Genomic DNA, 14,138 nt, shown 5'->3' on the forward strand with positions numbered 1-14,138 from the left:
CGGCCTAGCGCCTCAGATCCGTCGAGGCCTGACCTATCTGCGCCATATCGAAAGGCGTGGTCAGGTAGATCTCGCTGATCCAGTTGCCGTAGAGCAGATGGGCATGGCTGCGCCAGCGGTTCTGCGGCGGGCGGGACGGGTCGTCGCCGGGATAATAGTTCATCGGCACGTTGATGGGCGTGCCGTTGGCGACGTCCCGGTCGTACTCTTCCTTCAGCGTGCCGCTGTCATATTCGAAGTGGTTGAAGATATAGAGCGCGCGATGCGTCGTATCCTCGACCAGACAGGGGCCGGTCTCGGGCGAGCCGAGAAGAGTGGTCAGACCGTCAGCTGCCTCGATCTCGTCCTGCCGCATCTCGGTCCAGCGGCTGACGGGGATCAGACATTCGTCGGAAAACCCCCTGAGATAAGGGCTTTGCGGGGCGAGGTTCATCTGCCGGAAGCAGCCGAACGCCTTCTCCGGCAGGATATGCTTTTTCACCCCGTGGAAATGGTTGATCATCGCCATGCCGCCCCAGCAGACGCCGAAGGTCATATGCACGTTGGTCTGGGTCCAGTTCATCACTTCGACCAACTCGTCCCAGTAGGTCACGTCCTCGAAGGGCAGGTGCTCGATCGGCGCGCCGGTGATGATGAGACCGTCGAACTTCTCGTCCCGAACCTCCTGAAACGGACGATAGAACGCCTCCATATGCTCGGCAGCGGTGTTCTTGGTCTCGTGTTCCGTCATGCGGATCAGGTGGAACTCGATCTGGAGTGGCGTAGCGCCGACCAGCCGGGCGAATTGGTTCTCGGTCTGGATCTTCTTGGGCATCAGGTTCAGAAGCCCGATCTTCAGCGGCCTGATATCCTGTTTGGACGCCTGATCCTCGTCCATGACCATGACGCCTTCGCGCGTAAGCACGTCATAGGCGGGCAGGGTCGAAGGAAGTCTGATCGGCATGGGTCCGTTCCTGAACTGGCTGAGCCGTTGGAAATAGGCGCTTTATCCCCGCGCCTCAAGGGCGCCTGCGACAAGCTCGATCATGTCGGCCTCAATCGTGACGCGGGCCACATCGTCGGCGGCCAGCGTCACGCCCCAGCGGCGCGCCATTTCGGCATAGCGCGGCTGGCGGTGGGCAAGGGCGCGGGCATAGGTCCAGCGGACGAAGGCGTCCGGATCGATGTCTTCTTCGGCCAGCCCCGTCTCGGCGCAGTAAGCCTCCCAGGCGTCGGCCAGAAAGGCCTCGTTGTAGCACATGGGCTTGGGCGCACGGTCGAAGCGGCGGACAAGTTCGGCGGTGTGGGCGTCGTTCCCCTCGATCCAGACCGGCAGCACCACCTTCGAGAGCGCGGTCATCACCGGATCGGCGTCATCCCAAGGGTCCACGACCTCGCAGACCGAACCCGAACTGTCGCAAACGAAATTGGAATACCCGTACAGGTCTTCGGCACGGGCCGCGAAATGCCCCGAATCCAGCATGGCAGCAACCTCGGCCGCGCGATGCTGGGTCTGGCGGTGGCAGTATTCGTCCCAAGGCAGTCCGCCCTTCGCCGGATCGCCCGGCTTTCCCAGATAGGTCGAGAGGGGCGAGAGATTGTCGAAGGTGATGTTCGACGCGATATAGACGCTGTCCGTCATCAGCAGCTCGCGCAAGAGCGGCACCTTCATCGCCTCGCGCTTGAAGTTGTCCGCGATATGCTCGCCCATGTAGCGGGTGCCGATCCGGTAATCGACCGAGTAGTGGAACCAGTCGCCCGTCTCGCGCAAAAGCGCCGAGATATGGGTCTTGCCCAGCCCGGACATGCCGAACAGCATGATCCGCTTGCGGTCCGCGTTCCGCCAGGCCTCGGCACTGTCATAGAGCATCGCTGTCGTCCGTCGTGATCCTTTGCGTCAACGAGGTACGGCCCGGCAGGGGGCGGGTCAATCAGGTAGGCCGCGATTTTCGGCCCACGTGGCCAAGCCGCCCGTTCAGGATCAAAAGCCCGAGCGCCAGAAGCGCGAAGCCCAGATAGGCATTGGCGCCCAGAGCCTCGCCCCGGACAACCGCGCCCAGGACGATGGCCACGGGTGCGATCATGAGCGTCACGAGGAGCAGGTTTCCCGCCCCCGCCGCCGCCAGAATGCGGTAGTACAGAAGATAGGCCAGCGCAGTGGACATCAGCGCATAATAGGCGACAGCGGCCAGTGTGTCCGGCGCCATGGCAAGGGGCAGGGGGCCGTCCATGGCACGCGCCAGCGGCAGCATGATCAGGCTCGACCCGGTCAGCATCCCCGCCGCCGAGACAACCGGTGAAATCCCCTTCAGCCGCGCCCGTGCCCAGCTTCCTGCCAGCGCATAGCTGACCGTGCCACCGATCACCGCAAGCTGCGCCAGCGACGCCAAGTCGAAGCTGGCGAACGCGTCCAGTCCGATCGCCACGGAAACGCCCAGAAAGCCGGTCAGGACGCCGATCAGGCGTCGTGTTGTCAGCCGCTCGTCCGCGAAGACCGCGGCGGCCACCAGAACGCCCCAGATCGCCGTGGCGGCGTTCAGAATTGCGGTCAGCCCCGTCTCGATATGAAGCTGTCCCCAGGCCATCAGGCTGAACGGGATCACGTTGTTCAGACACCCCATGACAAGGAACGCGCCCCAGATGCGCAGGTCTCTGGGCACCGGTTGCCGTAGAACAAGGACCACGAGCCAAAGCGCCAGGGCCGCCCAGAGCACGCGATGCGCGACGGAGGAAAAAACGGGTATCTCGTCCAGCGCGATACGGATGGCGAGGAACGAGCCGCCCCAGATCAGGGCAAGGCCGATCATGTCGGCCCAGATGCGGGGTGTGATGCGTGTCATGCGCCGACCCTATGTCGGGCGGCCTGCACCCGGCGACCCGGAACCTGCGCAAAGAAAAACCCCGCGCGAAGGGCGCGGGGTTTTCCGTGGTTCGACGGCGCGGTCAGCCTCAGAAGCTGTAGCCCACGCGCAGGCCCAGAGCGACGCCGTTGTTGTCGTCGAAATCGCCAAGCGCGGTGCCCGGTGCGGTGCCGTTCTCGGTCTCGGCATCGCCGATCCAGATGTAGCGGCCGCCAACGGTCACTTCGACGTTCTCGATGGTGCGGGTGACCGCCAGACCGAGCGAGGTGTAGCCGTCGGTCGGGCCGAGGTTGCCCGAGAAACCGCCCTGGCTCTTCTCGTGACCGATCAGGATCGCGCCCGACCACTCGTCGTTGAAGCGACGGCCCAGACCAAGGTTATAGGTGATGACGTCTTCGTCGTAATCGACCAGCGATCCGCCGCCCGACGTCGCCCCGAAGATGGTCGGCGAGATGTCGAATTCGCTCCAGTCGGTCCATTTGACCGAGCCGAAGACCAGCGTATCGGCGGCCACACCGGTCTGGAATTCCAGCGTCACCGACTGCGGAATGGTCGACGAGAACTGCGTCGGCGAGGACGGAATGGAAGCTGCCGGGAAGGCTTCGGTCGCGGTGAAGTCATGGGTGACCTCGGACTGATAGGTCAGCGCGACGCGCGCCGCGATCTCGGGCTTTTCCCAGGCCGCACCGAGCACATAGCCGAGGTCGGTCTCGGTCGTCGTATTCATCGTGTAGCTGGTGAAGAGCGACACCTCGCCCTTGGTCCGGATGGCGCGAAGACCGCCATAAACGCTGATGTTGTTCTCAAGCTGGTAGCGCAGCAGCGCGGTCAGGCCGAGGCTGTCCACATCCGCCTGCGATCCGGTGCCGGCATTGTAGACATAGGGCGGGATCGCGGTCGCCGCAGCATAGTCCACATTTGCGCCGATCGGCTGGTCGACGATGAGCGCAAGGTGCAGCTTGTCGGTCAGGTCGTTCTTGTAGCCAAACGACAGGAGTTTGTAGTCGGCCGCGACGTCGCCCGAGCTCTGACCCAGCCCCGGAACGACCGTGGTGCCGCCCGCGGGCGTCGTGTCGAACGTACCGACCTGAGCGCCCGAGACGTCGGGTGCAACGCTTCCGAACGAAAACTCGACGTAGTTGCCTTCTTCAAACAGAATGCCGGTGGACAGCGACGACCGCTCGATCCCGCCGGCATGAGCCGCCGTCGCGCTCGCTCCCATAGCGACGGCTGCAACAAAAAACTTCCCTGACACGCTCGGTCTCCCCCATGTTCGTGCTTAAGTGGTGGGGCTGTTTGCGAAGAGAACCGATTTTGGTCAATTCGTAACGCGACGTCATAAAATTGCGTCGTTCCGTGGCGTAACAAAATAATCACGCTCTTCGGCGGGACCGCGACTCCGACAGGATGTTCAGGTAATTGCCCGCAAAAATCAGGGCGGCACCCAGCAAAACAAGGGCGTCAAGCGGCTCGGAATAGAGCAGCATCCCCACGACCGCGATGGCTGGCAGTCTCAGGAAATCCATCGGCACAACAACTGTCGCGGGGGCCAGCGACAGCGCCTTTGTCAGGCAGGTATGAGCAAGGAGCCCCGCGCATCCCACCAGCGCCACCCATGGCCAGAGCGCGAGAGGCGGGACCGTGATGTCGCCGTCCCAGCCCGACGCGACAAGCCCCATGACCGACTGCATCGCTGTCAGCCAGAAGAGGATGCCATAGGTTGTCTCGGTCCGTGTCAGCGACTTGGTCGAGACGATCGACCCGGCAAAGAAAATCGCCGCCACCGCCGCAATGAGCAGCCCGAACTCGTCGCCCCCCGCGCCGGGCCGCGCCACGATCAGCGCGCCGAGAAAGCCGAGAACGAGCGCCGCCAGCCGCGCGCGTGTCAGCCGCTCGCCCAGAAAGAGGGTCGCCAGGATCATCACCCAGATGGGCGAGGTGAATTCGAGCGCGAAAAGCTGCGCCAGCGTGATCAGCGACAGCGCGTAGAACCACAAGTTCTGGCCCGTGAAATGCGAGATGTTCCGCAGAAGATGCAGCCCGAGCCTGTCACGGCGGACGTCTCTGAAGAGACCCAGTCCAGCGCCAAGCGCGAGGATGATCGCGAAGCCGATGAGCGAGCGGTACATCATCAGCTCGAACGTATCGAGGACGTCCGCCACCGCACGTCCCGCCACCGCCATTGACGAGAAGGACAGGATGGCGCCGATCATCCAGAGTGCGGCCTGAAGAGGCCGCGAGGCGTCGTTCATTCGAGGTAGCGGATATAGCTTTCCCGCGGCACGTCACCGGCCATCGCCGCCGAAGCCGCGGCAGCCCGCACCACGTTGAAAGGCCATTTCAGCGCTTCCCAGAGCATCCCCTCGCTAATGACGAAGCCGCCATTGGGATCGGCAGCGGCATTGGTGATGTCGCCGAATCCGGCCCACCGAAACGAGGCATTGGCCCGCGGCAGGTGATAGCGATGCGTCACGAGGATGACCGGCGCCTCGGGCGCCAGAGTTTCGAGGTCCGCTGTGAAGAGCGCGTTCTGAAGCGTGGACATCGACTGCGTCTCAACGGTGATCGCCTCGGCCGGAACACCCGCCTCCAAAGCGGCAGCGCGCATCGCCTCGGCGACAGGCGGGTTCGAGGTGCCGGTGCCACCGGTCAGGATTAGACGCGGCGCGCGGCCTTCCTCGAAGAGCGCGACGGCGCGATCCAGCCGCGCCTGCGTCTCGGGGCCGAGCCCGCCGAGCCTGCTTGCGCCGCCGCCGGCGACGATGATCGCTTCCGCATCCGGCAGGGTGTCGGTTTCCTTGTACATCGCCACATAAAGCGCGGTGCCGATCAGCGCGGCCCAGATCGACAGGATGGCGATCGCGAATATCCAACGAATTAGTTTCATGCCCGCTTTCCTCAAAAATGCCCGTCGCGGCGCCTTTTCGGCGCCGTTTCGGAATCGTTAACTTATAAATCCGTTTATCCCAAGCCTTTGGCGAAAATCCGGTCGAAAAGCCATGAAAACGTGGCAGTTGGGGCAAGGACATGGCAGCGCCGCGTACCTGGTGCGCACCCGGCTGCAAGCATTTCTTCCCAGCAGAAGCCGGAATAACAGATCGAATTTACGCTTCCGGTTTTCGGAACTACGGCGCGGATCCGAAGCAAAGCAGGGGACAGGGCCACGCTTTCTACGGGCTTGGCGGAATGGCTGTCCCTTAGTCCAGAAGCCCGGAGACCTGGCTCATGGCCTTTTCCAGAAGAACACTCGAGGAGGCACGAATGCGCGGCAGGAAGCCGCCGAACTCGACGTCGCGATCGGCTACGAGCGGGATGCGCTTTTCGGGCATGTCAGGTGCGTTGACCACAAGCGCGCCGACCGCGTCGCCGGCCGCGATAGGGGCTTCGAGCGGGGTACGGTACTCCACACGCATTTCCAGGTTTTCCTGCCCGATGGCCGGCACCAGAAGGCGGATGTCTTGGGCAGGCGTCAGGTTGATCCGCTGGTGGCTGCCCATCCAGACCGGCACTTCGGCCAGTGTCTCGCCCGCTTTCGCGATGTCGCGTTCCAGGAACTGCCGGAAGCCCCAGTTGATCATGGCTTCTGCTTCCTGGCGGCGTTCGATCTGGCTGCTGAGGCCCGTAAAGACGAAGACGATCCGGCGGTCTCCCTGAAGCGCAGAGCCGGTCAGGCCATAGCCCGCTTCTTCGGTGTGCCCCGTTTTCAGTCCGTCGGCGCCAAGACCCAGCCCGAGGACCGGATTCCGGTTGAACCGGTTGGACGGGGAACGCCCGTCGAACTCGTACTCTTCAAGCGCGAAAAATCCGTAATATTCGGGGAATTCCTCGATCAGACGCGTCGCCAGAACGCCCAGATCACGCATCGACATCCGATGGCGGGGATCGGGCCAGCCGGTGGAATTGGCGAAGGTCGAGTCCCTGAGCCCGATTTCTGGCGCGCGTGCGTTCATCTGACGGGCGAATGCATCCTCGCTTCCCGCCAGACCCTCGGCCACGACCACGCAGGCGTCGTTGCCCGACTGTACAATGATGCCCTTGATCAGGCTTTCGACGGTGGGCCGGTCGGTCTCGTCGAGAAACATCGTCGATCCGCCCATCTGCCGGGCTTTGGTAGAGACGCCGAAGGTCGTGTCCAGCGTCACGCGGCCATCGCGAAGCGCTTCGAACAGCATGTTGAGCGTCATCAGTTTCGACATGGAGGCCGGCGGCAGCGGCACGTCGGCGTTTTTCTCGAAGAGGACCGTGTCGGTCGAGATGTCATAGAGCCACGCGGCGGTGGCAGGTGTCTCGAAGGCGGCCAGTACCGGTTTCGGGCTGGCTGCGGTGCAGGCGCTGACGACAACGGCTGCGAGAATGGCGAGGCTTCGGCGGATCATGGGGCTCTCCGTCTCGGTCTGGTGTGGGTCAGTTCGCGGTCAGGAAGGCGTCGGCATATCCCATGCCGCGCACCTGCGCGAGGATTTCGGCCTGTTCGGTGGCGCTGCTGACGGGTCCCACGAGGACGCGCCAGAATGGGCCGTTGCCGTTCCGGCCTTCATCGAGCGTGGGCACGATACCCGCCTGCCGGAGCGAAGATGCTGCAGCCGATGCGTTGGCTTCCTCGCCGAAGAGGCCGATCTGAACATAGGGATTGCGCAGGCCGCTTTCGCTGCGCGGTGCGGGCGCCGCTGCTTCTTGGCGCTCTTCCTCTTCCGCTTCCGCAATTGCGGCGGCGGCGACCGCGACGGTACCGTCCAGAGGCGCCGTCTCGACATCGGGGACCGATGCGTCTGTGGTGGTTGCCGCAAGCGTGGAGGTGCCGATTTCTTCCACCGCTGGCTCGGGATCGTTCCGCAGGCTATCGCGGAACCGTGCCCAGAACCCCTTTCGCCGTGGAGCCTCTTCGGTGGCCGCCGCGACGGCGGTGGCGCCGGTTACCGCAACGGCTGCGGCCGCGTCATCGTCACTCGCTTCGCTTTCCGCGGCTTCCTCGCCCTCGGTGATATCGGCCTCAGGCGCAGGGGCAGGGGGCGGCGCGATGACCACTTCCTCCGTCCGGATCGCGATGACTTCAAGCTCCGTGGGCTGGCCAGCCAGAATACCAAGGGCCGCTGCCGCATCGGACGAGACCTGGATGCGCGGACCGGGGTTGGAACGTTCGCGCCGGAAAAGTGCCGCGGTGATGATCTGGCCGTTCGTGGTATTTCGAATGCGGACGCGTTCGGGGTCGCTGACGTCGGGATGGGCAATCCACTGGCCCCCGAGAGAGGGACGACCGTCCCAGAGCGCAAGTTCAGAGGTGCTGAAGATATCGGCCCGCTCGATTTCCTGCACGACCGTACGGGGCCCGGCGTCGACGCTCGCCTCGGGGCCGCTCGGGCGCAGATCGAGACCCCCGCCATCCTCGCATGCGGTCAGGACAAGGGCCGATGCACCGCAAAGGGCGATGGCGCGAAGGACATTGCTCGACATTCTGCCTGCTCCTCGAGACTGCCTGTGTTGTACCGCGCTTTCTTGCGCGCCTTATATATTGGGCGTCAGTCTATCGGTATGCGGGGCGGGTGAAAAGCACCGATTGGCCGGCTCGGCTGTCCTTTGCCGCGGACACTGTCCGATCCGCTTTCAGAATCGCCCGGAGCCGGATACGAAAGCGCGGTCGGAGGAGTGGCAGAGTGGTCGAATGCACCGGTCTTGAAAACCGGCGTGCGTGAAAGCGTACCGTGGGTTCGAATCCCACCTCCTCCGCCACACGGCCTCCGAGTGATTGACCGGCTGCACTGGCCGGACGGGGCGCCGGTTGCGCCCCTCTCAGCGAATGCGCTGCTCGGTCTCGGCGTCGAACACGTAAAGCCTCCGAGGTTCGTAGCTCAGCGAGACGGTATCACTGGTTTTGGCGCGCTCATCCCCGCGCTCTTCGAAGATCAGAGTTTCGCCTGTTTGGGCGGTCAAATAGGCGTAGGAAATACCTCCCAACGCTTCGGTCAGCTCGACCTTGAAGGTGTCCCCGGACCTGTCGAGTTCCGCATGTTCTGGTCGCAGGCCCACGATGACCTCCGTTCCATCGGAAGGCATGGTGATGTGCGGGGTGACGCTTGCGCCGAAGGCAGGGACATGGATCTCTCCGCCGCGCACCGTTCCCTTCACGAAATTCATCGCCGGTGACCCGATGAACCCGGCCACGAACTTGTTGTCGGGGTCGCGGTAGAGTTCGAGCGGCGCGCCGACCTGTTCGATCACGCCGAATTTCAGCACTACGATCTTGTCGGCCAGCGTCATCGCCTCGACCTGGTCGTGCGTCACGTAGATCATCGTCGCACCGATTTCCTTGTGGAGCCGCGCGATCTCGACCCGCATCTCGACCCTGAGCTCCGCGTCGAGGTTCGAGAGCGGCTCGTCGAACAGGAACACGTCCGGCCCCCGCACGATGGCGCGTCCGATGGCGACCCGCTGGCGTTGACCCCCGGAAAGTGCGGCAGGCTTTCGGTCGAGATAGTCATCGAGCTTCAGGATGCGGCTGGCCTCGTTCGTCTTCTTCCTGATCTCGTCCTTCCCGACGCCATTCATCTTCAGGCCGAAGCCCATGTTCTGCTCGACCGTCATGTGCGGGTAGAGCGCGTAGGTCTGAAAGACCATCGCAACACCTCGGTCGGCGGGATCGACGCGGGTCACATCGCGGGCGCCAATGTGAATCTGACCCTCCGTCGTCTCTTCAAGCCCCGCCACCATACGCATCAGCGTGGATTTTCCGCAGCCCGAGGGGCCCACGAAGACGCAGAATTCGCCATCCTCGATCTCAAGGTCGACCCCGTGGATCACCTGCACGTTTCCGTAGCGCTTCACGACATTCCTGAGTGTGACACCGGACATCAGCCATGGCCCTTTCGCTTGGTGTTTTCTCCGTGCCCCGTCAGCGCGCGGATGGTTTCGATTTCGGTCGGATCGTATGGCGTGCCTGTCTCGTCGAGCAGATCGTGGAACCAGATGCTGCGATCAATCCGGCCACCATGGGCAAGCACCAGATCGTCTGGCCAGGGCAGCCACGTCTGCGTCCGTCCCTTGACCAACCCCCACTGGAAGCATCCGACATCGCGTTGGCGGAAGAGTTCGAGCTGGTCCGAAATCCGGCTGTCTATCTGTCGGGCCATCCATTCGGTGCACAGGATCGGCCGATCGAGGACCTCGAGGTAGTCAATGAACTGGGCCACGCGCTTTCGGCTCCAGTAGGCGTGGAAGGTGATGATGTCCGAATGAAGAAGGGCGGACCGGTCGATCTCGGTCTGATAGGGATGTGCGTCGCTGTCTGGAAGCGGGGTCGTCCAGGCGGCGACCGATAACGGTGCTTCCGGGCCTATCTCCCTGGCGACCGAAAAGCTGGACTCCATCAGGGACAGGGCGTGTTTTTCCAGCTCGGCGTCGAACTGCGAATACTCCGTCTTTTCGAAATCCATGCGGTTGCCGGGCTCGTTGTAGAGGTCCCAGAACAGAATTCGCGAATCGGAGCGGTAGGCCGAGATCACGTCGCGGACATATGCCTCGAGAGAAGGGCGCAGGTCCGTGTCGAGCACGGCGGACCGGCCGGGCGATGCGACGGCCCTGCTGTTGTGGATACCGGGCAGGGGATCGGGCTGCGGACCCCAGACAGGTTCCTCGCCCCCGAAGCCGCAATCGTCGAACAAGCAGGGCACGGTGCTCAGACCGTGTGTCGCGGCGGCGCCCATCACCCGGTCCAGCCGGTCCAGCAGGCCGTCCCGGTCATGCCGCCAACCAAGGAACGGCAGATTTACGCGGATTGCATTGAAGCCAACGTCGGCAGCCCAGCCCAGCTCGCGCTCGATGGTTGGCATGTCGAAACTGTCGGCGTGCCACATTTCGATGAAGTTGACTGCGGTCGACGGCAGGAAGTTGAACCCGCAGACCCAGGGGCGTGCCTGCCACCAGTCTTTGGCGTCTTTTTCGGTCCAGCGGTCCATTGCCGTGGCTCCCAGGTCTGGCGTCGAAAGGAACGCGCCCCGCCGGACAGAGCGGGGCGCGCAATGGGCGTCAGCGATCCAGCAGGTCCTGGACTTCCAGTTCGGCATCGTCGAGCGCGTCCTCGACCGACTTGCCGGTCAGCCAGATGGCCTGAAGCTCGCGGTTCAGCACGTCCTGGATGGCGCCATAGCGCTCGCTAGGAGGTGTATCCTTGGCAATGGCCGCAGTGCCGGTGTATTCGTCCCGATGCGGCAGCGAGGTATAGGCATCGCTCTCCACGACAGACTTGCGGACGGCCATGTGACCGGTCCGCGCCCAGTCGATGTTGTGATCGTTGATGAAGGCCAGCACCTTGAGGGCCGCCATCTTGTCATCGCCTTCCAGCGTCGAGGGGATCGCCCACATATGGCTGTCGGCCCAAGTCGCGCCTGTCTCGAAGAGGGTGGGGAAGTCGGCGACGTAGTAGTTCTCTAGGCCAACCGCGGGATCGGCGGCCTGTGCGGTGTAGAAGTCCACAACCCATGTGCCGTTCACGAGGATCGCCGCCTCACCGTTCAGGAACGCCTGCTGGCTGTCGGCATAGTTGAGCTGCGGATTGGCAAGTCCGGCATCGAAAAGCTGCGTGATGGTCGTCACGGCGTTCTTGCCGGCGTCGGTGTTGATCGTCGCGGTGCCGTCCTCGGTGAAGATGTTGGCGTTCTGCTGCCACATCAGGGCGAGGACCAGCCGCACACCAATTGGGAACTGCGCAAAGTCCGCGGCGAGGTAGTCCTTGCCGGTTGCATCCTTCACCTGCTGCGCGTGCGCCAGCAGCTCTTCCGGAGAAGAGGGCAGGACGGGCTTTCCGTCTTCGACCAGACCGGCTTCGGTCATCACGTCCATGTTGACGTGCCAGAGGTTCGCGTGGAAATCCATCGGCACGCCGTAGATGCCCCCCTCGAAGCTGACCGCATCCAGCGCGGCAGGCGACCAGTCGTTCGGGTCGATGCCGGCAGCCTCTAGATCGCCGGAGATTTCGGCCAGCGCGCCGAGGCCGGCAAATTCGGGGATCCGGTGGCGGTGCATGACATGCACGTCCGGCGGGGTGCCGCCGGCATAGGCCGCTTTGATCTGGTCGTAATAGTTGCCCCAGTCGGTCGGCAGCGTGTTGATCGAGATGCCGTCGAGCTCGGCATCGGCTGCATTGATGATTGACTGGATGATGCAGGCTTCGCCGGTGGATGTCGTGGTGTCGGTGCCCGCGTCCTCGCAGGCGCCGAAGAAGCGGCCAAGGGTGACCTCCTGAGCCAATGCTCCGGTGGCAAAGGTTGCGGCGGCGGCCGCGGTCAGAAGCACATGTTTCATTGGTTTCCTCCCAAATGTGCGTGGATTAGCCCTTCGATCCGCCGACGGTCATGGCTTGCACCACGTACCGCTGGAAGATGAGGAACAGGATGACGACCGGAAGCGAGGCGATGACGCCAGAGGCCATGACGCGGCCCAGCCCTTCCGATTGCGCGAAGTTCGATTGGATGGACGCAAGGCCCAGAGTGATCGTGAAATATTCCCGCTGCTGCGCCGAGACGAGCGGCCAGAGGTAGTCGTTCCAGGCGTAGAGGAACGTCAGGATCGCCAGTGTCATCATGGCGGGCCGGGCCAGCGGCAGCATCACGTACCAGAAGATGCGAAGCCATCCGACACCATCCAGACGCGCCGCTTCCTCGATGTCCTTCGGGATGGCCCGGAAGAACTGCATCATCAGAAACACGCCGATGGGTACGGCCATCCGGGGCAGGATCAGCGCGTGGTATGAATTGTGCCATCCGAAGTCCGCGAACATCGTGTAGAGCGGAATGAAGACGGCCTGTTCCGGGACCATGAGGCCGATCAGGCAGATGATCGTGATCGGTGTCTTGCCCGGAAAATCGAGGCGGGCGAGGGCGTAACCTGCCGTGGTTGAGACAGCGAGCACGCCGAGCGTCATTCCGACCGAGACGATCAGCGAGTTCAGGAACCACCAGGGTGTCTGTCCGAACGCGAAGAGAGCGGCGTAGTTGTCGGCGGTGAACGGGATCGGGACCAGCCCGAATGCCGTGGTCGATGTCGTCCGCGCCAGAACGTCGTTCGGCTGGAACGAGAGCGACACCATCCAGATCGTCGGCACCAGCCAGAGGAAGGCCGGGATCGAGAGGCAGATGACAAGCCAGTAGTAGCTGCGGTTCATCACTTTTTCTCCCGACCGACGATGAACTGGATCACCGAGAACGTGCCCATGATGACGAAGAGGAAGACGGCCATGGCGGAGGCGCGGCCAAGCTCGCTGTCGCGGAAGCCCGTCTGATAGATGTACCGGACCAGCACCTGCGTCGTGTCGTTCGGCCCGCCCTGTGTCATCAGGTGCGACTGACCGAAGACCTGGAAATGCAGGATGATCTGAAGAACGACGACCAGCGTGATCGTGCGCTGAAGGTTTGGCAGGGTAACGTACCAGAAGGCCTTTGCGCCTCTTGCGTTGTCGAGGGCTGCGGCCTCGTAAATGTCCTTGGAAATGTCCTGAAGCCCGGCGAGGAATAGGATCATCGCGATCCCGAGGGACCACCAGACGGTCGCGATGACGATCGCCGCCATGGCGAATTGTTCGTCGGTCAGCCAGTTGATCGGGGTGCCGCCGAAGGTCTCGGTGATATTTGCGATCAGGCCCTGACGCGGCGAGAACATGATCTGCCAGATCAGCGTGACGACCGTGACCGACAGGACCTGGCTCAGGAAGAACAGCGTCCTGAGCGCGCCCATCGCCTTGGTCTCCTTGTTCAGGGCAGCGGCGAGCAGAAGCGCCGAGATGGTGACGCCCGGTACCGCAAGCCCCACGAAGAGGAGCGTGTTGCCGACCGTCGGCCAGAAGCGGCGGTCATACCAACGACCATCTTCGCCGGGATGAAAACCGGGGAGGACAACCAAGAGCAGCGACGCCACCGCGAGCGCAATGGCATTGAAACGGCTCAGCCGGTCCACCCGGCGAAGATAGGCGGAAGCGGCAAGCCCTAGCACTCCGAGCCCTTGCCAGAAGGGAGATGCAAAGCCCCATTCGATATTGCGGCCCCACATGACGCGTTCGTAGTTGCGGAAACCTACAAATTCCTTGGCATCCGGATTGAACGCGACGGCCAGGAGGTTCCAGTCGTGCAGACTGATCCAGAAGCCGCGGAAGAAGGGATAGACGAGGAACAGGCCGTACGTGATCAGAAACGGTGCAAGGAGAAGCCACGCTGCCTGCGTCTGGCTCATCCGCTTCGCCGATGTCCTGGGCTCTTGCATCCTCTCCTCCCCGAAAGTCTGCGAATCTTCTTGTGCTAAAATTATTAGCAATAT

13 protein-coding genes and 1 tRNA gene are annotated in these 14,138 nt (G+C 63.1%); 1 reads left to right on the forward strand and 13 read right to left on the reverse strand.

What is annotated here, in order from left to right; genetic code table 11:
* Positions 1-4: 4 nt before the first annotated feature.
* The 8 genes from metA to GQ651_RS04525 all read right to left on the reverse strand — a co-directional run bounded on the left by metA (position 5) and on the right by GQ651_RS04525 (position 8,291).
* Positions 5-943, reverse strand: coding sequence for a homoserine O-acetyltransferase MetA (gene metA, locus GQ651_RS04490; protein WP_160763000.1), 939 nt, complete (start codon positions 941-943; stop codon positions 5-7).
* A gap of 42 nt (positions 944-985) precedes the next feature.
* A complete protein-coding gene (locus GQ651_RS04495) occupies positions 986-1,849 on the reverse strand; it encodes an ATPase (RefSeq protein WP_160763001.1) in 864 nt (287 codons plus the stop codon).
* Between the two features lie 61 nt (positions 1,850-1,910).
* Complete coding sequence (locus tag GQ651_RS04500; RefSeq protein WP_227257955.1) at positions 1,911-2,819, reverse strand: DMT family transporter; 909 nt, start codon at positions 2,817-2,819, stop codon at positions 1,911-1,913.
* Between the two features lie 109 nt (positions 2,820-2,928).
* Positions 2,929-4,095 (reverse strand): OmpP1/FadL family transporter, encoded by a 1,167-nt coding sequence (locus GQ651_RS04505; RefSeq protein ID WP_319637319.1) that lies wholly within the window; start codon positions 4,093-4,095, stop codon positions 2,929-2,931.
* Positions 4,096-4,213: 118 nt separating this feature from the next.
* Positions 4,214-5,092: a DMT family transporter gene (locus GQ651_RS04510; RefSeq protein ID WP_160763002.1), complete on the reverse strand. Its 879-nt coding sequence runs from the start codon at positions 5,090-5,092 to the stop codon at positions 4,214-4,216.
* Complete coding sequence (locus tag GQ651_RS04515; RefSeq protein WP_160763003.1) at positions 5,089-5,727, reverse strand: YdcF family protein; 639 nt, start codon at positions 5,725-5,727, stop codon at positions 5,089-5,091. The genes GQ651_RS04510 and GQ651_RS04515 overlap by 4 nt, the downstream gene beginning before the upstream one ends.
* Positions 5,728-6,037: 310 nt before the next feature.
* Entirely contained in the window at positions 6,038-7,216 is a 1,179-nt protein-coding gene (locus GQ651_RS04520) for a D-alanyl-D-alanine carboxypeptidase family protein (RefSeq protein WP_160763004.1), read from the reverse strand.
* 28 nt (positions 7,217-7,244) lie between these two features.
* Positions 7,245-8,291: an SPOR domain-containing protein gene (locus GQ651_RS04525; protein WP_160763005.1), complete on the reverse strand. Its 1,047-nt coding sequence runs from the start codon at positions 8,289-8,291 to the stop codon at positions 7,245-7,247.
* A 186-nt stretch (positions 8,292-8,477) separates the two neighbouring features.
* Between GQ651_RS04525 and GQ651_RS04530 the strand changes: the two genes are divergently transcribed.
* A tRNA-Ser gene (locus GQ651_RS04530) sits at positions 8,478-8,567 on the forward strand.
* A 60-nt stretch (positions 8,568-8,627) separates the two neighbouring features.
* Here the strand turns inward: GQ651_RS04530 and GQ651_RS04535 are convergent.
* From GQ651_RS04535 to GQ651_RS04555, 5 genes are all read right to left on the reverse strand, one after another.
* Entirely contained in the window at positions 8,628-9,686 is a 1,059-nt protein-coding gene (locus GQ651_RS04535) for an ABC transporter ATP-binding protein (protein ID WP_160763006.1), read from the reverse strand.
* The gene (locus GQ651_RS04540) at positions 9,686-10,789 is read right to left on the reverse strand and encodes a glycoside hydrolase 5 family protein (protein WP_160763007.1); all 1,104 of its coding nucleotides are present in this window, start codon (positions 10,787-10,789) and stop codon (positions 9,686-9,688) included. Before GQ651_RS04540 ends, GQ651_RS04535 begins: the two co-directional genes overlap by 1 nt.
* 70 nt (positions 10,790-10,859) lie before the next feature.
* Positions 10,860-12,134, reverse strand: coding sequence for an extracellular solute-binding protein (locus tag GQ651_RS04545; protein WP_160763008.1), 1,275 nt, complete (start codon positions 12,132-12,134; stop codon positions 10,860-10,862).
* A 25-nt stretch (positions 12,135-12,159) separates the two neighbouring features.
* Positions 12,160-12,993: a carbohydrate ABC transporter permease gene (locus tag GQ651_RS04550; protein ID WP_160763009.1), complete on the reverse strand. Its 834-nt coding sequence runs from the start codon at positions 12,991-12,993 to the stop codon at positions 12,160-12,162.
* Positions 12,993-14,084 carry a carbohydrate ABC transporter permease gene (locus GQ651_RS04555; protein WP_227257956.1) on the reverse strand — a complete coding sequence of 364 codons (1,092 nt, stop codon included), beginning with the start codon at positions 14,082-14,084 and terminating at the stop codon, positions 12,993-12,995. Before GQ651_RS04555 ends, GQ651_RS04550 begins: the two co-directional genes overlap by 1 nt.
* Positions 14,085-14,138: the final 54 nt, after the last annotated feature.

This window comes from Kangsaoukella pontilimi, from assembly GCF_009830125.1.
GTDB lineage: Bacteria > Pseudomonadota > Alphaproteobacteria > Rhodobacterales > Rhodobacteraceae > Kangsaoukella > Kangsaoukella pontilimi.

Bases quoted from the DNA above. Each gene is read 5' to 3' on its own strand.
- GQ651_RS04540 (WP_160763007.1), bottom strand. From the start codon at position 10,789: ATGGACCGCTGGACCGAAAAAGACGCCAAAGACTGGTGGCAGGCACGC.
- metA (WP_160763000.1), bottom strand. From the start codon at position 943: ATGCCGATCAGACTTCCTTCGACCCTGCCCGCCTATGACGTGCTTACG.
- GQ651_RS04550 (WP_160763009.1), bottom strand. From the start codon at position 12,993: ATGAACCGCAGCTACTACTGGCTTGTCATCTGCCTCTCGATCCCGGCC.
- GQ651_RS04510 (WP_160763002.1), bottom strand. From the start codon at position 5,092: ATGAACGACGCCTCGCGGCCTCTTCAGGCCGCACTCTGGATGATCGGC.
- GQ651_RS04520 (WP_160763004.1), bottom strand. From the start codon at position 7,216: ATGATCCGCCGAAGCCTCGCCATTCTCGCAGCCGTTGTCGTCAGCGCC.
- GQ651_RS04515 (WP_160763003.1), bottom strand. From the start codon at position 5,727: ATGAAACTAATTCGTTGGATATTCGCGATCGCCATCCTGTCGATCTGG.
- GQ651_RS04545 (WP_160763008.1), bottom strand. From the start codon at position 12,134: ATGAAACATGTGCTTCTGACCGCGGCCGCCGCCGCAACCTTTGCCACC.
- GQ651_RS04535 (WP_160763006.1), bottom strand. From the start codon at position 9,686: ATGTCCGGTGTCACACTCAGGAATGTCGTGAAGCGCTACGGAAACGTG.
- GQ651_RS04495 (WP_160763001.1), bottom strand. From the start codon at position 1,849: ATGCTCTATGACAGTGCCGAGGCCTGGCGGAACGCGGACCGCAAGCGG.
- GQ651_RS04525 (WP_160763005.1), bottom strand. From the start codon at position 8,291: ATGTCGAGCAATGTCCTTCGCGCCATCGCCCTTTGCGGTGCATCGGCC.
- GQ651_RS04555 (WP_227257956.1), bottom strand. From the start codon at position 14,084: ATGCAAGAGCCCAGGACATCGGCGAAGCGGATGAGCCAGACGCAGGCA.
- GQ651_RS04500 (WP_227257955.1), bottom strand. From the start codon at position 2,819: ATGACACGCATCACACCCCGCATCTGGGCCGACATGATCGGCCTTGCC.